Raw genomic sequence first — 19,683 nt, forward strand, 5'->3', positions numbered from 1 at the left:
CGGGGACAGAGGCACCCGAGTGTCGCGCAATTTCGCGCCTGGCCCGGGCGCTGGCATTTCTCATTGGGCGAGCGACTGGCCGTGAGCCTTCACGATCTCCAGGAAGCGCCGCAACCGCGCGGTCTGGAAGCGCGCCGGCGGGTACACGAGCTGCACCGGCAGTGGCTCGGCGCGCCAGTCGGGCACCAGATGCACCAGCCGACCCTCGCGCAGGTCCTCCGCCACCAGCCAGGCCGACACCACGGCCACGCCCAGTCCGGCCAGCACCGCGCTGCGCAGCGCATACAGGCTGTCGGTGCGCAGGCGAGGGCGGATGTCGAAGCGCAGCGCGGCGCCACCGCCCACGGGGTTGAGCACCACGCGGTCGCGGTAGTAGGTCTGCAGCGCCAGCCAGGGCAGTTCGCGCAGTTGCTCGGGCGCGCGCGGCGCCTTGTGCAGGTCCAGCAGCGCGGGCGCGCCGATCACGATGCGCGGCAGCTCGAACAGCGGCACGGCCACCAGGTTGGGGTCGCGCACCTTGCCGACCTGGATCGCGCAGTCGATGCCCTCGGCGACGAAATCGGCCTCGCGGTCGGCGAGCAGCCACTCCACGCGCACCTCGGGGTGGGCGCGCAGGTACTGCGCCAGCGGGGCCACCAGTTGCTCCTGCCCCAGCGCATGCGGCACCAGCACCTTCAGGGTGCCACTGGCCGAGCGCCGCGAGCCGCGCAGCTCCTCCTGCATGGCGTCCCATTCGTCGATCAGCGAGCGCGCCATGGCCAGGCAGCGCTCGCCGTCGGGCGTGAGCGTGGCCGCATGGGTGGAGCGGCGCAGCAGGCGCACGCCGAAGTGGCGCTCCAGCGCCTGCAGGCGGCGGCTCACGGTGGGCTGCGTGGTGTCCAGGCGCTGGGCCGCCGCCGAGAGGCTGCCGCTCTCCACGATGCGCACGAAGGTCTGCAGCAGTTCGATGCGGTCGAGGGCGAGAGGGGCTTCTTTCATGCGTTGAGCGTATGAAGTTAGTTCACGGGACAGTCTATCCCGGGCGCTGATATAAGGGAAAAATCCGCGCTATTCCGTTTTTTGCTCAGGAGTTCTCGTGTCTTCCATTCATATGACGCATGACCAGAAGGAGGGCCGTGCCGCGCCCGCCGGCCTGCCCGCGCTGCTCGCGGCTGGCGCCGGCTTCAGCGTCGCCTCGATCTACTACAGCCAGCCCATGCTGCCCGAGCTGGCGCGAGGCCTGCAGGCCGGCGAGGGCGCCATCGGGGCAGTGCCCATGCTCACGCAGCTCGGCTACGCCGCCGGCATCCTGCTGCTGGCGCCGCTGGGCGACCGCTACGACCGCCGCCGCGTGATGCTGGTGAAGGCGGGTCTGCTCGCGCTGGCACTGCTGGCCAGCGCATTCGCGCCGGGTGTCGCCGTGTTGCTGGCTGCGAGCCTGTTCGTGGGCGTCACCGCTTCGCTCGCGCAGGACTTCGTGCCCGCGGCCGTCTCGATCGCGCCAGAACACAGCCGCGGCCGGGCCGTGGGTGCGGTGATGACGGGGCTGCTGTCGCGCGTGGTCAGTGGCCTGGTCACGCAGGCGCTGGGTTGGCGCGCGATGTTCGGCCTGGCCGCCGCGAGCGTGGTGCTGCTGGCGCTGGTGGTGTTCTGGCGTGTTCCCGCTTTCCCCCCGGCCACGCGGCTGGGCTATGGCGAGCTGTTGGCCTCCCTCGCCAGCCTGTGGCGCCGGCACCCGCCGCTGCGCCGCGCCGCGTGGGCGCAGGCCTTGCTGGGCGTGGGCTTCAGCGCCTTCTGGTCCACGCTGGCCGTGATGCTGCACGCACGATTCGGCCTGGGCAGCGGCGCGGCGGGGGCCTTCGGGCTCGCCGGCGCGGCGGGGGCGCTGGCCGCGCCGCTCGCCGGCCGCCTGGCCGATCGGCACGGCCCGCGCCGCGTGGCCTTGTTGGGCGCCGGCGTGGCGGCGCTGGCCTACGCGCTGATGCTGGGCATGGAGGTGCTGCCGGCGCCGGCACAGTTGCTGCTGCTGGTGCTCGGCGCCATCGGCCTCGACTTCGGCTTCCAGGCCGCGCTCATCGCGCACCAGAGCACGGTCTACGGCCTGGACGCGGCCGCGCGCAGCCGGCTCAACGCCATGCTCATCACGGCCATGTTCGTGGGCATGGCCAGCGGCTCGGTGGTGGGGGCACTGGCGTTCGCGCATGGCGGCTGGCCGGCCGTCGCCGCCATCGGCGTGGCGAGCGCGGCCCTGGCCCTGCTGTGGCGCTGGCGGGCATAGCGCAGCCCGGTGCACGGGCTTCGTGTGACTGTCATGTGAATGTCACGCATCGAGGCAATACTGGGTGGTTCAGTAGGGAAAGGACCGCCCCATGCTTCTGAACGGCAACGACGACCTGATGCGCCGCCTGAGTGACGACCTCATGGATGGCTACGACGAAGAACTCGAGATGGAGATCGAGGACCGCGGCCTGGACGACGGCGCGGACCCGCAGGCCGCCGCTCAGCGCAAGGAGGCGCGCCGGGTCTACTTTCGCGAGCTGTTCCGCCTGCAGGCGGAGCTGGTGAAGCTGCAGGACTGGGTGGTGAGCACCGGCCACAAGCTGGTGGTGGTGTTCGAGGGCCGCGACGCGGCCGGCAAGGGCGGGGTGATCAAGCGCATCACGCAGCGCCTGAACCCGCGCGTGTGCCGCGTGGTGGCGCTGCCGGCCCCCAACGACCGCGAGCGCACGCAGTGGTACTTCCAGCGCTACGTGACGCACCTGCCTGCGGGCGGCGAGATCGTTCTGTTCGATCGCAGCTGGTACAACCGCGCGGGCGTCGAACGCGTCATGGGTTTCTGTGACGACGAGCAGCTGGAGTCGTTCTTCCGCACCGTGCCCGAGTTCGAGAAGATGCTGGTGCATTCGGGCATCCAGCTGGTGAAGTACTGGTTCTCCATCTCCGACGAGGAGCAGGAGGCGCGCTTCCTCGGCCGCATCCACGACCCGCTCAAGCAGTGGAAGCTCAGCCCCATGGACCTGGAGAGCCGCCGCCGCTGGGAGCTCTACACCAAGGCCAAGGAAGAGATGCTGGCGCGCACGAACATCCCCGAATCGCCATGGTGGGTGGTGCCGGCCGACGACAAGAAAACGGCTCGGCTGAACTGCATCCACCACCTGCTCTCGCTGATCCCATACCACGAGGTCGAGCGCCCCGGCATCACGCTGCCCGAGCGCATTCGCCACGAGGGCTATCGCCGCCACCAGGTGCCGGGTGAAATCTACGTGCCGCAGATCTACTGATTCCGCCCCGCCGCCAGGGCAAAAAAGGAAAAACGCCAGGCCGAAGCCTGGCGTTTTTCTTGGGTTCTGCGGGGCCGTTCAGAACTTGTAGTTGGCGGTGAACGTCGCCGAGCGGGGCGCGCCCAGGGCCAGTCGGCCGCCGCCGTTGTTCAAGGTCATCAGGTACTCCTCGTCGAACAGGTTGTAGATGTTCAGTTGCAGGCTGAGCTTGGGGTTCACCTGGTACTTGGCCATGGCGTCGGCCACCCAGTAGGAGGGCACGTTGGGCATGTTGCCCTGGGCGCCGCTGGTGTTGACGAAGCGCTTGGCCTCCGACACGTAGCGCGCGCCCAGGCCCATCGTCAGCTTGTCCCACTGGTACGAGGTCCACAGCGTGGCGCTGAGGTCCGGCGACCAGCGCACGCGGTCGGTGCCCACGCCGGAGGCGTTGCGCACGTCGATCTGCTTGGTGCTGGTCTTGGCCAGGCCGGCGGTGATCTGCCAGAAGGGGGTGATCTGGCCCGTGGCCGACAGCTCGATGCCCTGTACCTGGGTCTTGCCTTCCTGCACGGTGGCCAAGGTGACCTGGTCGACCGTGGTCTGGTTGTCGTTGACCGTGCGGAAGACCGCGGCCGCGACGTTGAGGCGCTTATTGAGCAGGTCCCACTTGGTGCCCAGCTCGACCGTGTTGGTCTTCTGCGGGTCGAACGCGGGGTTGTTGATGCTGGTGGCGCTGGTGCTCAACTGCGTAAAGGCGCCGGGCGGGGTGGCCGAGGTCGCATAGGACGCGTAGACGCTGCCGTTCTCCGCCGGCTTGTAGACGCCGCCGACGCTCCAGCTCACCAGGCTGCGCGAGTCCTCGAGCGGGGTGGCCCCGACGGCGGCGCTCGAGCTCAGCTTGTAGACGTCCACGCGCGCGCCGCCGTTGATGGACCAGCGCTCGTTGATGTTGGCGTTGTCGAAGGCGTAGACGCTGATGGTGTTGGTGGTGGTGCCCGACTCGTCGCCCGTGCGCGGGCCGAAGTTGACCATGGCCCGGTACGGGTCCGGGTTGTACAGATTGGCTGGCGAGGTACCCGTCGCGGTTCCATGGCTGAAGTTCGTCTGCTTCTCGTGCAGCAACTCCACGCCGGCGGCCAGCGAGTGCCGCATGCCACCCGCGTCGAACTCGGTGTTCAGGCTGGTCTGGTTGGCCAGGATGCTGTTTTCCTGATCGACGCGCTGGCGCGAGAGGTTCACGGTCCAGGTCGAGAGCGGTCCGCCCGTGTTGCCGATGCCCGCGCCGCCGGTGTTCATGCCGGTGAGCGTGCGGTCCATGTGCGTCTTGCCGTAGCGCGTGACGTTGCGGATCGTCGTGGCCTCGCCGAGGTCGTGCTCGACCTTCACGGTGAACATGTCGGCGTCGACCTTCTCTCGGTCGTTCACGCTGCCGTAGAAGTTCTCTCGGCGCACCTTGGGGCCGATGACGGAGGTGTAGCCCTCATAGCCGATGGCGGGAATGCCGCCGTCGGGCACGTTGTCCTGGCGCAGGTGCTGGCTGAACAGGTGTACGCGGGTGGGCGTGCCCAGGCCGGCCACATACGACAGGCCCACGCCGTAGCCCTTGTTCTCCACGAAGTCGCGGCCGTCGACGCCGCTGTCCTGCACCATCGCGTTGAGGCGCAGGGCCGAGGTCTCGCTGAGCTGGCGGTTCAGGTCGACCGTGGCGCGGCGGCGGTCGCCCGTGCCCACGGTGCCGGAAACGCTGCTCTCATCGCCCAGGTGCGCCTGCTTGGAAATCAGGTTGATGAAGCCGGCGCTCGCGCCGCGGCCGGTCTCGGCGCCGGCGGCGCCCTTCACGACCTCGACCTGCTCGAGGTTGAAGGTGTCGCGCGTGACCGCGCCCAGGTCGCGGATGCCGTCGACGAAGGTGGATTGCTGCAGCGAGAAGCCGCGCAGTTGAAAGGTGTCGCCGGCCGAGGTGTTGCCGTTCTCGCCCATCTGCATGGTGATGCCGGGGGTGTTTCGCAGGGCTTCCATCAAGGTGACGGCGCCTTGCTCCTCGATCACTTCCTTCTTGATGATCTGCACCGTCTTGGGCGTGTCGAGCAGGGGGGCGGTGAACTTGTCGTTGGCCGACTTCTCGGCCTTGTACGGCACCTCGGGCGCTTCTTTCACCGTGACGGTCGGCAGGGTGGTGGCGGGCGCGGTTTGCGCCATGCCCGCGGCGGGCAGGGCGGCGGCCAGCAGGGCCAGGAGTTGGGTGGATGGGCGGGCGGTGCGGCGGCGGTAGCGAGCCATGGGCGGTCCTTGAGGCTGTTGTGGTGAGTCGGCTGGCTGGCTTCCTCGTCACGGCGCTCAGGTGCCGGGGCACGGATGGGGGAGGCGCTGGGTCGGTGGCTGGCTGTCGCCTATTATTGCTAATGAAAACGGTTCTCATTAACAATTCGTGCAGAATTTCTTCACACGGTGTTGTGTGGGTGCATCAGCGGGTGATGGGCGCGCGGTTTGCCCCGAGAACAACCGGCCGCCGGCATGTGCCCAGCACAAAATTCCCTATGAGTCGGATAAATACTATTAATCCGAACAATTCATAGTCATCGACTATGATTGCCCCTGTCGCGCTGAACAGCGTTCGGCGCCGCCTCCGTTATCCCCTTTTCCTTCAACCGCAACCAGGAGTTCCCATGTCCCTGATCAACACCACCGTTCAACCCTTCTCCACCACGGCCTTCCACAACGGCAAGTTCGTGCCCGTGAGCGACGCAAGCCTGCGTGGCGAGTGGTCGGTGCTGGTGTTCATGCCGGCGGCCTTCACCTTCAACTGCCCGACCGAGGTGGAAGACGCGGCCGACAACTACGCCGAGTTCCAGAAGCTGGGCGCCGAGGTCTACATCGTCACCACCGACACCCATTTCTCGCACAAGGTGTGGCACGAGACCTCGCCCGCCGTGGGCAAGGCCAAGTTCCCCCTGGTGGGCGACCCCACGCACCAGCTGACCAACGCCTTCGGCGTGCACATCCCCGAAGAAGGCCTGGCGCTGCGCGGCACCTTCATCATCAACCCCGAGGGCGTGATCAAGACCGCTGAGATCCACGACAACGCCATCGCCCGCGACATGAAGGAAACCCTGCGCAAGCTCAAGGCCGCCCAGTTCGTGGCCAAGAACCCGGGCCAGGTGTGCCCCGCCAAATGGAACGACGGCGCCAAGACCCTGACGCCCTCGCTGGACCTCGTCGGCAAGATCTGATCGCCGCGATCCGCTGAAAACCCGTTGAGGGTTTTGCGTTGAACCTTGGGCGCCAGGCGCCCAGGGTTCCTCGCAAAACGCTGAATCGAAAGGAGTCCCCCATGCTCGACGACACCCTCAAGGCCCAGTTGCAGGCCTACCTGGGCAAGCTGCAGCGGCCCATCCGCCTCATCGCCTCGCTCGACGGTTCCGCCGCGTCGCAGGAGCTGCGCGAATTGCTGCAGACCATCGCCGGCCTGTCGGACCAGGTGAGCTACGACGACAGCGGCACGGACGCGCGCAAGCCCTCGTTCGTGATCGCCCGCGAAGGCGAGACCACGGGCGTGCGCTTCGCCGCCATTCCCCTGGGCCACGAGTTCACCTCGCTGGTGCTGGCTCTGCTGTGGACCGGCGGGCACCCGCCCAAGGCCGAGCAGGAAACGCTGGACGCCATCGCCACGCTGCAGGGCGACCTGCGCTTCGAGGTCTACATGAGCCTGAGCTGCCACAACTGCCCGGACGTGGTGCAGGCGCTGTCGCTGATGGCCATCCGCAACCCGGCGGTGCAGGTCACGGTGATCGATGGCGGCCTGTTCCAGGCCGAGGTGGAGCAGCGCCAGGTGATGGCGGTGCCCATGGTCTTCCTCAATGGCGAGGAGTTCGGCGGTGGCCGCATGTCGCTGGAGGAGATCGTCGCCAAGCTCGACGTGAACGCCGACGCCCGCGAGGCGGCCAAGCTGGACGCCAAGGACCCGTTCGACGTGCTGATCGTCGGTGGCGGCCCCGCCGGCGCCGCGGCGGCCGTGTACGCGGCGCGCAAGGGCATCCGCGTGGGCGTGGCGGCCGAGCGCTTCGGCGGCCAGGTGAACGACACGCTGGCGATCGAGAACTACATCAGCGTGCTGGAAACCGACGGTCCGAAGTTCGCCGCCGCGCTGGAGGCCCAGGTGCGCCACTACGGCGTGGACATCATGAACCTGCAGCGCGCCGAGAAGCTGGTGCCCGCCAGTGAGCCGGGCGGTCCCGTGCAGGTGGTCATGGCCAATGGCGCCACCCTGAAAGCGCGCAGCGTGATCCTGTCGACCGGCGCGCGCTGGCGCAACGTGAACGTGCCTGGCGAGGCCGAGTACCGCAACAAGGGCGTGGCCTACTGCCCGCACTGCGACGGCCCCCTGTTCAAGGGCAAGCGCGTGGCGGTGATCGGCGGTGGCAACTCGGGCGTGGAGGCCGCGATCGACCTGGCCGGCATCGTCGAGCACGTGACGCTGATCGAGTTCGCCGACGCGCTCAAGGCCGACGCGGTGCTGGTCACCAAGCTCAAGAGCCTGCCCAACGTGGCGATCCACACCAACGCGCAGACCACCGAGATCACCGGCGCCAACGGCACGGTGAACGGCCTGAGCTACAAGGATCGCGCCAGCGGCGAGCAGCACCACGTCGAACTGGAAGGCGTGTTCGTCCAGATCGGCCTGGTGCCCAACACCGAATGGCTCAAGGGCACGGTGGAGCTCAGCCGCTTTGGCGAGATCGTGATCGACGCCAAGGGCCACACCAACGTGGACGGCGTGTTCGCGGCCGGCGACTGCACCACGGTGCCGTACAAGCAAATCGTGATCGCCGCCGGCGCAGGATCGACCGCCGCCCTGAGCGCCTTCGACTACCTGATCCGTCAGCCGCTGGTCGAAGCGGCCACCACCGCCTGAGGTCGCCCCCCCGGGGAAGCGCGGAACCGGTTTGGCCGGGCCGCCGCTGCCGCCGCTCGAGGGGGCGCGCGCAGCGCGGCGGGGCGCGGCGGGGCGGGTCAATATTCCAGGCGTTCGGGCCGCACCTCCTGCAGGATGGTGGTCGCAATCTCCTCGATCGACTTGGTGGTGGTGGAGAGCCAGCGGATGCCCTCGCGGCGCATCATGGCCTCCGCCTCGGCCACCTCCATACGGCAGTTCTCCAGGTCGGCGTAGCGCGAGTTGGGGCGGCGCTCGTTTCGGATCTCGCTCAGGCGATCCGGCGCGATGGTCAGGCCGAACAGCTTCTTGCGGTGCGTCGCCAGGGCGGGTGGCAGCTTGCGGCGCTCGAAGTCCTCGGGAATCAGCGGGTAATTGGAGGCCTTCAGGCCGTACTGCATGGCCAGGTACAGCGAGGTCGGCGTCTTGCCGCTGCGGCTCACGCCGACCAGGATCACGTCGGCGCTTTCCAGGTCCTTGTCGCTCTGGCCGTCGTCGTGCGCCAGCGAGTAGTTGATGGCCTCGATGCGGTCGTGGTAGGCCTTGCTCTTGGACGCGTCGGAGAAACGCCCCACGCGGTGGTTGCTCTTGATTCCCAGCTCTTCCTCCAGCGGCTGCACGAAGGTGCCGAACATGTCGAGCAGCATGCCGCGGCAGTGGTGCTGGAAGACGTCGAGCACCTCGGCATTGACGACGGTGGTGAACACCAGCGGGCGGCGGCCCTCCACCTCGGCGGTGTGGTTGATCTGGCGCGCCGCCTGGTGGGCTTTGTCCACGCTGTCCAGGAAGGGCAGGCGCACGCGGCGCACCGTGGCCTCGAACTGGGCGAGGATGGCGTTGCCGAAGGTTTCGGCGGTGATGCCGGTGCCGTCGGAGACGAAAAAGACCGTTCGGTGGGACATGGGAGGGGCGTCCTTACAATCCGCTGCTGTTGCGTGGCGGGCCATTATCCGGGCCCGTGGCGCTTCCCCGATTTCCGCCTTGCCCGGTGGCCGACCCACAACACAACCACAGGTCACACGCTGGTGCATGGAACCCCGGTTTTTCAACCTTAGGAGTTTTTCCATGTCCAACCTGTTCGAGGCGACCGCTTTGGTCGTGCCTTTCGAGAAGCTGCGGATGAGCGACGTCGAGTCGGTCGGCGGCAAGAACGCCAGCCTGGGCGAGATGATTTCTCAGTTGCCCAGCGGCGTGAAGGTGCCCACCGGCTTCGCCACCACGGCGCACGCCTTCCGCGAATTCCTCAAGCACGGCGGCCTGGCCGAGCGCATCAACCAGCGGCTGGCCACGCTCGACACAGAGGACGTGCGCGCCCTGGCCGCCGCCGGCGCCGAGATCCGCGCCTGGGTCGAGGCCCAGCCCTTTCCGGCCGACCTGGAAAAGGCCATCCGCGAGGCCTTCGCCGCCCTGAGCGAGGGCAACGCCAAGGCCTCCTTCGCCGTGCGCTCCTCCGCCACCGCCGAAGACCTGCCCGACGCATCCTTCGCGGGCCAGCAGGAAACCTTCCTCAACGTGGTCGGCATCGAGGAGGTGCTGCACAAAATGAAGGAGGTGTTCGCCAGCCTCTACAACGACCGCGCCATCAGCTACCGCGTGCACAAGGGCTTCGCCCACGCCGACGTGGCCTTGTCGGCCGGCGTGCAGCGCATGGTGCGCTCCGACCTGGGCGCGGCCGGCGTGATGTTCACCATCGACACCGAGAGCGGCTTTTCCGACGTCGTCTTCATCACCAGCAGCTACGGCCTGGGCGAGACGGTGGTGCAGGGCGCGGTGAACCCCGACGAGTTCTATGTGCACAAGCCCATGCTCAAGGCCGGCAAACGCGCGCTCATCCGCCGCAACCTGGGCAGCAAGCTGATCCAGATGGTGTTCAGCACGGCCGAGGAGAAGGCCGCCGACGGCCCGCTGAAAGGCAAGCTGGTGAAGACCGTGGACGTGCCCGTGGAGCAGCGCAACCGCTACAGCCTGAGCGACGCCGACGTGGCGCAGCTGGCCCAGTACGCGCTGGTGATCGAGCAACACTACGGCCGTCCCATGGACATCGAGTGGGGCAAGGACGGCACCGACGGCCAGCTCTACATCCTGCAGGCGCGCCCCGAAACGGTGAAAAGCCAGAGCGCCGGCAAGACCGAGGTGCGCTACAAGCTCAAGGGCAAGGGCTCGGTGCTGGCCAGCGGCCGTGCCATCGGCCAGAAGGTGGGCACCGGCCCCGTGCGCCTGGTGCACAGCATCGGCGAGATGGACAAGGTGCAGCCGGGCGACGTGCTGGTCACTGACATGACCGACCCCAACTGGGAGCCCGTGATGAAGCGCGCCAGCGCCATCGTCACCAACCGCGGCGGACGCACCTGCCACGCGGCCATCATCGCGCGCGAACTCGGCATCCCGGCCGTGGTGGGCTGCGGCGACGCCACCGAGCGGCTCAAGGACGGCACCCTGGTCACCGTGAGCTGCGCCGAGGGCGACACCGGCAACATCTACGACGGCCTGCTCGAGACCGAGATCAGCGAAGTCAAGCGCGGCGAGATGCCCGACCTCGACGTGAAGATCATGATGAACGTGGGCAACCCGCAGCTGGCCTTCGACTTCGCCCAGATCCCCAACGGCGGCGTGGGCCTGGCGCGGCTGGAGTTCATCATCAACAACAACATCGGCGTGCACCCCAAGGCCATCCTCGACTACCCCAACGTCGACGCCGACCTGAAGAAGGCGGTGGAGTCGGTGGCGCGCGGCCACGCCTCGCCGCGCGCGTTCTACGTCGACAAGGTTGCCGAGGGCGTGGCCACCATCGCCGCGGCCTTCTGGCCCAAGCCGGTGATCGTTCGCCTGTCGGACTTCAAGAGCAACGAGTACCGCAAGCTGGTGGGCGGCTCGCGCTACGAACCCGACGAAGAAAACCCCATGCTGGGTTTCCGCGGCGCGGCGCGCTACATCAGCCACGACTTCGCCGAGGCCTTTGCCATGGAGTGCGAGGCGCTCAAGCGCGTGCGCGAGGACATGGGCCTGAGCAACGTGCAGGTGATGGTGCCCTTCGTGCGCACGCTGGCGCAGGCGCGGCGCGTGACCGAGCTGCTGGCGGCCAAGGGCCTCAAGCGCGGCGAGAACGGCCTGCAGCTCATCATGATGTGCGAGATCCCCAGCAACGCCGTGCTGGCCAAGGACTTCCTGCAGTACTTCGACGGCTTCTCCATCGGCTCGAACGACCTGACGCAGCTCACGCTCGGCCTCGACCGCGACTCCGGTCTGGAGCTGCTCGCGCACGATTTCGACGAGCGCGACCCGGCCGTGCGCGCGCTGCTCAAGCTGGCCATCGGCGCCTGCAAGGCCGAGGGCAAGTACGTCGGCATCTGCGGCCAGGGCCCCAGCGACCACCCCGACTTCGCGCAGTGGCTGCGCGACGAGGGCATCAGCTCCATCTCGCTCAACCCCGACACGGTGATCGACACCTGGCAGCTGCTGGCGCGGGGCTGAGCGCGCGCGGCAGCCCGCGCAAACACCTAGGCGGGGGCGCGCGCGCAATGCGATGATCCCGCGATGCCCCCCGCGCCCGCCACGAACCCGCGCCACGACCGCCGCGCACTGGCCTTGAAGGCCGTGTTGCTGGCGGTGCTGGTGCTGGTGTCCTTCGGTACGTGCTTCTTCGCCCGAGAGCTCAGCTTCTCCGTGATGGGCTGGCCCCTGCATTTCTGGATCGCCTCCCAAGGCGCGGTGCTGGTGTTCATCGCCATCCTGGCGGTCTACACCTGGGCCATGAACCGCCTGGAGGCGCGCGACGGCGAGGGCGGCGGGGACGGGCCGGACGGGGACGGCGGTGGCTGAGGGCCCCGTGTACGCCGCCTACCAGCGCCGCCTGCACCGCATCCTGGCGCTCTATGTGCTGGCGCTGATCGCTTTCCTGCTGCTGATGGCCTGGGCCGAGCAGAGCGGCCTGTCGCGCCGCTGGCTGGGGCCGATCATGTTGTTCGCCACCGTGATGATGTACGGCGGCATCGGCGTCTATGGCCGCACCGCCGACCCCGAGGAGTACTACGTGGCGGGCCGGCGCATTCCGCCGGTCTACAACGGCATGGCTGCGGCCGCCGACTGGATGAGCGCGGCGTCCTTCATCAGCCTGGCCGGCGGTCTTTACCTGCAGGGCTTCGGCGGCACCGACGTGCATGCGGGGGGACTGGCTTTCGTGCTGGGCTGGACCGGCGGCTTCTGCCTCGTGGGCCTGCTGATTGCGCCGCACCTGCGTCAGCTCAACCTCTACACGGTGCCCGAGTACTTCATGCACCGCTTTGGCGGCCGGTGGCCGCGCCGTCTGGCGGCGTTCTCGGCGATCTTGTGTTCCTTCACCTACGTGGTGGCGCAGATCTATGGCATCGGTCTGGTGGCTTCGCGCCTGACCGGGGTGCATTTCGAGATCGGCATCATGCTGGGCCTGGGCGGGGTGGTGCTGTGTTCCTTCCTGGGCGGCATGCGGGCCATCACCTGGACCCAGGTCGCGCAGTACGTGATTCTGCTGCTGGCCTTCCTGGTCCCTGTGTCCTGGCTGGCCTACCAGCAGTTGGGCAACCCCCTGGCGCCGCTGGCCTACGGCAAGCAGCTCGAGAAGATTGCCGCGCTCGAGAAGAAGCTGCAGGCCTCGCCGCAGGAGCAGGAGGTGCAGGCCGAGTTCCAGGCGCGCGCCCGCCAGTACCAGCGCTGGCTCCAGGACGTGGAGGGCTCGCTGCGGGAGCAGCGCACCCTGGCCCAGGAGCGCGTGCGCGAGCTGGTGGCCCAGAACGCCCCCGTCGAGCGCGTCGTGGCCGCGCGTCGGGCGCTGTCGGCCTTGCCCAGGGACTCGGCCGAGGCGCGCGAGCAGTGGGCGCGCGCCATGAAGGACAGCCAGGACCGTTCCCGTGTCCTGGGCGGGCTGCCGCCGCACACGCAGGCCTATGTCGGCGATCCGAACGGCAGCGAGGCTGAGCGTCAGGCCTTTCAGTCGTCCCGCGCGAACTTCCTGGCGCTCATGTTCTGCCTCATGGTGGGCACCGCCGGGCTGCCCCATCTGCTGACGCGCTACTACACCACGCCGTCCGTGGCCACCGCGCGGGCCTCCGTGGCCTGGTCGCTGTTCTTTATTGCGCTGCTGTACCTGAGTGCGCCCGCGCTGGCGACACTGGTGAAGTACGAGCTGATGCAGAACGTCGTGGGCAGCCACTTCAACGCGCTGCCGTCGTGGATCGCGCAATGGTCCCACTACGACGATTCGCTGCTCTCGGTGCGCGACATCAATGGCGATGGCATCCTGCAGTTCGGCGAGATCCGGCTGGGGGCCGACCTGATCATGCTCGCCACGCCCGAACTGGGCGGCATGCCCTACGTGGTGTCCGGCCTGGTGGCCGCGGGTGGTCTGGCCGCCGCGCTGTCCACGGCCGATGGCCTGTTGCTGACCATCAGCAACTCGCTGGTGCGCGACACCTACTTGCAGGAGTTCGGGCGCCATGTGGCCCCCGAGCAGCGCGTGATCCTCTCCAAGTTCGCGCTGTTGAGTGTGGCCACGGTCGCGGCCTTCGTGGCATCGCTCAGGCCGGCGGAGATCCTGCCGCTGGTGGCCTCATCGTTCTCGCTGGCGGCCTCAGCCCTGGTGCCGGCCATGGTCATGGGCATCTTCTGGTCGCGCACCACGGGCGCGGCGGCGGTGGCCGGCATGCTCGCGGGCCTGAGCGTGACGGTGGGCTACATGGTGCTCAACGCCCCGGCGGTGCGGGCCGTGCTGCGGTTGCCGGCCGGCCAGTCGCTCTGGTTCGACATCCAGCCGGTGTCCGCGGCGGTGTTCGGCGTGCCGCTGGGTTTTGCGGTCATCCTTGTCCTGAGTGTGCTGACGCGCCGCCGCGTGGCGGGGGCGTAGTCGCGTCGGCCTCGGGCCGGTCGCGCACCGGCATCGGTGCCGCTTTAAGTTCTTCTTCAGCCTCGGGTCAGTTTGAAGTCAGTTCCGGGTCAGGGGCTGGTAAGCGCGCGTCTCTACAAATCGGCTCCGGAAGCCATCGGGCCTTCCAGCCCATTGAATGAGGAGACGCATGTGAACAGGAACACCGCAGCCATGGCGGCTGGCGCAAGCAGTGCGCCGGACCCCCGAAAACGTCCCATGACCCGCGAAGAGAAGCGGGTCATCCTGGCCTCATCGGCCGGCACCATCTTCGAGTGGTACGACTTCTATCTCTACGGCTCGCTCGCCGCGATCATCGGCGCGCAGTTTTTCTCCTCCTTTCCCGAGGCCACGCGCAACGTGTTTGCCTTGCTGGCCTTCGCGGCGGGCTTCCTGGTGCGGCCCTTCGGTGCGCTGGTGTTCGGCCGCCTCGGTGACCTGGTGGGCCGCAAGTACACCTTCCTGATCACGATCCTGATCATGGGCATCTCGACCTTCGTCGTCGGCCTGCTGCCCAGCTACGACTCCATTGGCTGGGCCGCGCCCGTGCTGCTGATCGCGCTGCGCATGCTGCAGGGTCTGGCGCTCGGTGGCGAGTACGGCGGTGCCGTGGTCTACGTGGCCGAGCACGCGCCGCACGGCCGCCGTGGCTTCTTCACGAGCTGGATCCAGACCACCGCGACGCTGGGCCTGCTGCTCTCGCTCATGGTGATCCTGGTGGTGCGTTCGGCGGTGGGTGAACAGGCCTTCACCACCTGGGGCTGGCGCATTCCTTTCCTGCTGTCGATCTTCCTGCTCGGGGTCTCGCTGTGGATTCGTCTGCAGATGGAAGAGTCTCCCGCCTTCAAGAAGATGAAAGCCGAAGGCGCCCAATCGAAGGCCCCGATCTCCGAGGCCTTCGGCAACTGGAAAAACGGCAAGTACGCCTTGCTGGCCTTGCTGGGCCTGGTGGCCGGCCAGGCGGTGGTCTGGTACACGGGCCAGTTCTATGCGCTGTTCTTCATCCAGACCATCCTGCGCGTGGACATGTTCACCGCCAACATGCTGATTGCCTGGGCGCTGATCTTGGGCACCGGTGGGTTCGTGGTGTTCGGCTCGCTCTCCGACACGATCGGGCGCAAGAAGATCATCCTGGCGGGCTGCCTGCTGGCCGCGCTGACCTACTTTCCTGTCTTCAACGCGATCACGCGACTGGCCAACCCCGCGCTGCACGCGGCCCAGCAGAACACCACCGTGACGATCATCGCCGACCGGTCCGATTGCTCGTTCCAGTTCAACCCCACCGGCACGGCCAAGTTCACCAGCTCCTGTGACGTGACCAAGGCGCTGCTGGCGCGCAACTCGGTGAGCTACTCGGTGCAGTACCAGGCCGGCGCCGTGCCCGCGAAGGTGCAGATCGGCAGCACGGAGATCACCGCCTACGAGGCCGCCAAGCTCAGCGGCGACGACGCCAAGGCCGTGCCTGCCGCGTTCACGAAGAGCGTGAACGCGGCGCTCGCCGCGGCCGGCTACCCCGCGGCCGACAAGCCCGCGCCCGGCATCGTGAAGGTGGACGGCTTCTTCGGCGTGTTCAACGCACAGGCTTTTCCGCTGGTGATCATCCTTGCCTACCTCGTGGTCCTGGTGACCATGGTGTACGGCCCGATCGCCGCGGCGCTGGTCGAGCTGTTCCCCACCCGCATCCGCTACACCGGCATGTCCCTGCCGTACCACATCGGCAACGGCTGGTTCGGCGGCCTGATGCCGGCCACAGCCTTCGCCATGATTGCCCACACCGGCGATCCGTACTACGGCCTCTGGTACCCCATCGTCATCGCCTTGGCCACGGTGCTCATCGGCGCGGTGTTCGTGCCCGACAACCACAAGAAGGACATCTTCGCCGCCGACTGAATTCGGCGTCACCGGACCGTCCCGGTCAGGCAAAGGGCTCTTCGGAGCCCTTTCTTGTGTCTGCGATCTAGGGATAACCCTCACAGGGATCACCCGCTGTGGGGCGCCTGGCGTGAGGAATCGTAAGTAAACCGTAAGGGGCAGCGAAAGAATGGCGGCAACCCCAGGTGTCACTTACGCATGTTGCTTTTCCTGTCCATTGCCAAGCTGATCTGCGAGATCGCGCTCATGTCGCTGTTCGGCCAGTGGGTGTTGGGCCTGCTGGCGGGCGCCAAGCGCGACACCAACTTTTTCTATCAGCTGCTGGCGCAGATCGGCCGCCCCTTCGTGGTGATGGCGCGCTTCATCACGCCGCGCAGCATCGTGCTGGACCGCCATGTGCCGCTGGTGGCTTTCCTGGTGCTGGCCTTCGCCTGGATCGTGGTGACGGCGCTGCGCATCCAGCATTGCCTGCGCATCGGTGTGGAGCTGTGCAAATGAACGCCTCGATGCAACTGCGCTTCCTGCGCTGGCAGATCAAGCTGTTGCTGGCCCTCGGCCGGCGTGCGGCGGCGCTCGAGCGTGTGGAGCGCATGCTGGCCATCGATCCCGACGAGGCCTACGCCTGGGCGACGCTCGCCCATCTTCGGGCGGAGCAGGGCGACAAGGCCGGCGCGGTGGCGGCGCTCGAGCGCGTGGTCGCCGTGCGGCCGCAGCAGGCGGCGGGCTGGTTCAACCTGGGTTTCCTGCGCGAGGAACTGGGTCTGCTGGAAGACGCCGAGGCGGCGTTTCGCCAGGCCATCGCCCTTGAAGAAAAAATGGACCGGGCCTGGTACGGCCTGGCCCTGTGCCTGATCCGCCAGCGGCGCTTCGACGACGCCGTGGTCGCGCTCAAGCGCAACACCCAACTGCAGCCCATGAGTCCGTACGGCTGGTATCAGCTCGCGCGGGTTCATGTCGATCGGCAAGAGCCCGAAGAGGCGGCGAAGATCATTCGCCACCTCAAACGGTTCGAGCCCAAGGTGGCCGCCCAGCTGGAGCGCGAGACAGGGCTGGTTCAAGAACCGACCTGAGGCGCGCTGCCGCCGAGCGGCCGCAAAAAAGGGGCACCGCCCGCAAGGCGGTGCCGACAACATGGACTTGGCGTGCAGGTCACCCATGAGGAGACGGGTGGTGTCCGTGACGTGCCCGTGAGGGTTTGTTGATGGAGGTCGATGCAATGCAATTGACAGAGAAGCACCGCCAGTACTGGCGGAAGAACCTCAACATCACGGCCATATTGCTTGCAATCTGGTTCGTCGTGACGTTCGTGGTGGGCTACTTCGCCCGGGATCTGCACTTCAACTTCTTCGGTTGGCCGTTCAGCTTCTGGGTGGGGGCGCAGGGGGCGCTGGTGGTCTATGTGGCCATCATTGCCTACTACGCCTGGTACATGAACAAGCTCGACATCGAACACGGTGTCGACGAGGCCGAGGAGTAAACCATGGCAGGCATGTTTGAAACAGGCGGCGCCGCTGGCGCCGGCTCCAACGCTGCGTTCAAGCAGCAGCTCAACAAGGTCTACAAGTGGTACACGGGGGGCTTCTTTGTCTTCGTGATTGCACTGGCCATCTTCGAGCAGCTCGGGCTGTCGCGCGAGTGGATTGGGTTCATCTTCCTGATCGCGACGATCGCGCTCTACGCCGGCATCGGCATCATGAGCCGCACCACCGACGCGGCCGAGTACTACGTGGCCGGACGCCGCGTGCCGGCCGTGTACAACGGCATGGCCACCGGCGCGGACTGGATGTCGGCCGCGTCCTTCATCGGCATGGCGGGCACGCTCTACCTCACGGGCTATGGGGGCCTGGCCTTCATCATGGGCTGGACCGGTGGCTACTGCCTGGTGGCGCTGTTCCTGGCGCCCTACCTGCGCAAGTTCGGCCAGTTCACCATTCCCGACTTCCTGGGTGAGCGCTACGGCGGCAACCTGCCGCGTTTCCTGGGCATCCTCGCGGCCATCCTCTGTTCCTTCACCTACGTGGTGGCGCAGATCTACGGCGTGGGCATCATCACGGCGCGCCTGACCGGCGTGGCCTTCGAACTCGGGATCTTCCTGGGCCTCGGCGGCATCCTGGTGTGCTCGTTCCTGGGGGGCATGCGCGCGGTGACCTGGACGCAAGTCGCCCAGTACATCATCCTGATCATTGCCTACATGATCCCGGTGGTCTGGCTGTCGGTGAAGCAGACCAACGTGCCCGTGCCGCAGCTCATCTACGGGCAGCAACTGGTCAAGGTGACCGAAGCCGAGACGCGGCTGATCAACGATCCCAAGGAGATCGAGGTCCGCAACGTGTTCAAGCAGCGCTCGGACGCCCTGGCCGAGAAGCTGAAGGACCCGGTCGCCGCGCTGGCCGCCGACAAGGCCGCTGCCGACAAGAAGCTGGCCGACCTGCGCGCCGCCAATGCGCCCAGCGCCGAGATCGCGGTGGCCGAGAAGGCCGTCGCGGATCTGCCGAAGGACGAGGCCGCCGCCAAGGCTGCCTGGACGCGCGCCAAAGCCGCCGCGGACGCGAAGACCAAGCCGCTCAACGGCATGCCGCGCCACGCCGCGCAGTACGCGGGCGACCCGAACGGCGACGCGGCCGCGAAGAAGACCTTCGACGAATCGCGGCGCAACTTCCTCGCGCTGATCTTCTGCCTGATGGTGGGCACCGCCGCGCTGCCGCACATCCTGATGCGCTACTACACGGTACCCAGCGTGAAGGAGGCGCGGGCCTCGGTCACGTGGTCGCTGTTCTTCATCTTCCTGCTGTACTTCACCGCGCCTGCCCTGGCCGTGCTGGTCAAGTTCGAGGTGTTCAACGTCCTGGTGGGCACACCGTTCAACAACCTGCCGGAGTGGATAGCGGCATGGAACCGCGTCGACCCGACCCTGCTGTCGGTGACCGACGTGAACAAGGACGGCATCCTGCAGCTCAACGAGATGAGCATCGGTGGCGACATCATCGTGCTGGCAACCCCCGCCATCGGCGGCCTGCCGTACGTGATCTCGGGCCTGGTGGCGGCCGGCGGCCTGGCCGCGGCGCTGTCCACGGCCGACGGCCTGCTGCTGACGATCGCCAACGCGCTGTCGCACGACCTGTACTACAAGATGATCGACCCCAACGCCTCGACGGCCCGCCGCGTCACGATCTCCAAGACGCTGCTGCTGGTCGTGGCCCTGGCCGCCGCCTATGTGGCATCCCAGAAGCCGGCCGACATCCTGTTCCTGGTCTCCGCGGCGTTCTCGTTCGCTGCCTCGGCGTTCTTCCCGGCGCTGGTGCTCGGCATCTTCTGGAAGCGCGCCACCGGCATCGCCGCTTCGCTGGGCATGATCGCGGGCCTGGGTATCACCTTCTACTACATGGCCACCACGCAGCCTTGGCTGCGTGGCATCTTCGGCGTCACCTCGCCGATCGAGCTGTGGTGGGGCATCCAGCCGATCTCGGCCGGCGTGTTCGGCGTGCCGCTGGGCATGGCGGTGATCGTCCTGGTCAGCCTGGTGACCCCGGCACCGAACAAGAAGATCCAGGAGCTGGTGGAGCATGTGCGCTACCCCAACCTGAAGGCCGCCTGAACGGCGCCCGATAGGCCCTCGCCCGCCGCGCCGGCGGGCGATTCCAGGCCCGGACCACCGGCAGGTGGCCCGGGCTTTTCACTTTTGTATAATCGCGGGCTTGCCTTGCTGCACCCCTGCTGACGCCTGGGGGCGGCTGTCAAACTCCCAGGCC

The 19,683-nt window shown here is 67.5% G+C and carries 15 protein-coding genes; 12 read left to right on the forward strand and 3 right to left on the reverse strand.

The genetic code is table 11. The features are described 5' to 3' along the window. Positions 1-60 precede the first annotated feature (60 nt). Positions 61-978, reverse strand: coding sequence for a LysR family transcriptional regulator (locus DY262_RS05125; protein WP_116957883.1), 918 nt, complete (start codon positions 976-978; stop codon positions 61-63). A 97-nt stretch (positions 979-1,075) separates the two neighbouring features. Between DY262_RS05125 and DY262_RS05130 the strand changes: the two genes are divergently transcribed. Both DY262_RS05130 and ppk2 read left to right on the forward strand, forming a co-directional pair. Beyond that, entirely contained in the window at positions 1,076-2,257 is a 1,182-nt protein-coding gene (locus tag DY262_RS05130; protein ID WP_425459285.1) for an MFS transporter, read from the forward strand. Positions 2,258-2,348: 91 nt separating this feature from the next. After that, positions 2,349-3,260 carry a polyphosphate kinase 2 gene (gene ppk2 / locus DY262_RS05135; RefSeq protein WP_116957885.1) on the forward strand — a complete coding sequence of 304 codons (912 nt, stop codon included), beginning with the start codon at positions 2,349-2,351 and terminating at the stop codon, positions 3,258-3,260. A gap of 78 nt (positions 3,261-3,338) precedes the next feature. Here ppk2 and DY262_RS05140 read toward each other — a convergent pair whose 3' ends face one another. Then, positions 3,339-5,519 carry a catecholate siderophore receptor Fiu gene (locus tag DY262_RS05140; RefSeq protein WP_116957886.1) on the reverse strand — a complete coding sequence of 727 codons (2,181 nt, stop codon included), beginning with the start codon at positions 5,517-5,519 and terminating at the stop codon, positions 3,339-3,341. Positions 5,520-5,905: 386 nt separating this feature from the next. Between DY262_RS05140 and ahpC the strand changes: the two genes are divergently transcribed. Both ahpC and ahpF read left to right on the forward strand, forming a co-directional pair. Then, a complete protein-coding gene (gene ahpC, locus DY262_RS05145) occupies positions 5,906-6,469 on the forward strand; it encodes an alkyl hydroperoxide reductase subunit C (RefSeq protein WP_116957887.1) in 564 nt (187 codons plus the stop codon). A 101-nt stretch (positions 6,470-6,570) separates the two neighbouring features. Then, positions 6,571-8,151 (forward strand): alkyl hydroperoxide reductase subunit F, encoded by a 1,581-nt coding sequence (ahpF, locus tag DY262_RS05150; RefSeq protein ID WP_116957888.1) that lies wholly within the window; start codon positions 6,571-6,573, stop codon positions 8,149-8,151. A 98-nt stretch (positions 8,152-8,249) separates the two neighbouring features. On the opposite strand, the gene ppsR is transcribed toward ahpF, so the two are convergent. Further along, positions 8,250-9,071, reverse strand: a complete 822-nt coding sequence (gene ppsR / locus DY262_RS05155) for a posphoenolpyruvate synthetase regulatory kinase/phosphorylase PpsR (protein WP_070397875.1) — start codon at positions 9,069-9,071, stop codon at positions 8,250-8,252. A gap of 163 nt (positions 9,072-9,234) precedes the next feature. On the opposite strand from ppsR, the gene ppsA reads away from it, so the two are divergent. The 8 genes from ppsA (at position 9,235) to DY262_RS05195 (ending at position 19,529) form a co-directional block, all read left to right on the forward strand. Continuing rightward, on the forward strand, positions 9,235-11,640 hold the full coding sequence (gene ppsA, locus DY262_RS05160) for a phosphoenolpyruvate synthase (RefSeq protein WP_116957889.1): 2,406 nt from the start codon (positions 9,235-9,237) through the stop codon (positions 11,638-11,640). Between the two features lie 63 nt (positions 11,641-11,703). Beyond that, positions 11,704-11,988, forward strand: coding sequence for a DUF4212 domain-containing protein (locus DY262_RS05165; protein WP_116957890.1), 285 nt, complete (start codon positions 11,704-11,706; stop codon positions 11,986-11,988). After that, entirely contained in the window at positions 11,981-14,044 is a 2,064-nt protein-coding gene (locus tag DY262_RS05170) for a VC_2705 family sodium/solute symporter (RefSeq protein WP_425459286.1), read from the forward strand. Before DY262_RS05165 ends, DY262_RS05170 begins: the two co-directional genes overlap by 8 nt. A 237-nt stretch (positions 14,045-14,281) precedes the next feature. Continuing rightward, the gene (locus DY262_RS05175; RefSeq protein WP_116957891.1) at positions 14,282-15,952 is read left to right on the forward strand and encodes an MFS transporter; all 1,671 of its coding nucleotides are present in this window, start codon (positions 14,282-14,284) and stop codon (positions 15,950-15,952) included. A gap of 180 nt (positions 15,953-16,132) precedes the next feature. Then, positions 16,133-16,432 carry a hypothetical protein gene (locus tag DY262_RS05180; RefSeq protein WP_070397870.1) on the forward strand — a complete coding sequence of 100 codons (300 nt, stop codon included), beginning with the start codon at positions 16,133-16,135 and terminating at the stop codon, positions 16,430-16,432. Continuing rightward, on the forward strand, positions 16,429-17,004 hold the full coding sequence (locus DY262_RS05185; RefSeq protein WP_116957892.1) for a tetratricopeptide repeat protein: 576 nt from the start codon (positions 16,429-16,431) through the stop codon (positions 17,002-17,004). The genes DY262_RS05180 and DY262_RS05185 overlap by 4 nt, the downstream gene beginning before the upstream one ends. Before the next feature lie 146 nt (positions 17,005-17,150). Next, positions 17,151-17,411 (forward strand): DUF4212 domain-containing protein, encoded by a 261-nt coding sequence (locus DY262_RS05190; RefSeq protein ID WP_116958016.1) that lies wholly within the window; start codon positions 17,151-17,153, stop codon positions 17,409-17,411. Between the two features lie 3 nt (positions 17,412-17,414). Continuing rightward, positions 17,415-19,529 (forward strand): sodium:solute symporter family protein, encoded by a 2,115-nt coding sequence (locus DY262_RS05195; protein WP_116957893.1) that lies wholly within the window; start codon positions 17,415-17,417, stop codon positions 19,527-19,529. Positions 19,530-19,683: the final 154 nt, after the last annotated feature.

The organism is Hydrogenophaga borbori, assembly GCF_003417535.1.
In the GTDB taxonomy this organism is placed as follows: Bacteria; Pseudomonadota; Gammaproteobacteria; order Burkholderiales; family Burkholderiaceae_C; genus Hydrogenophaga; species Hydrogenophaga borbori.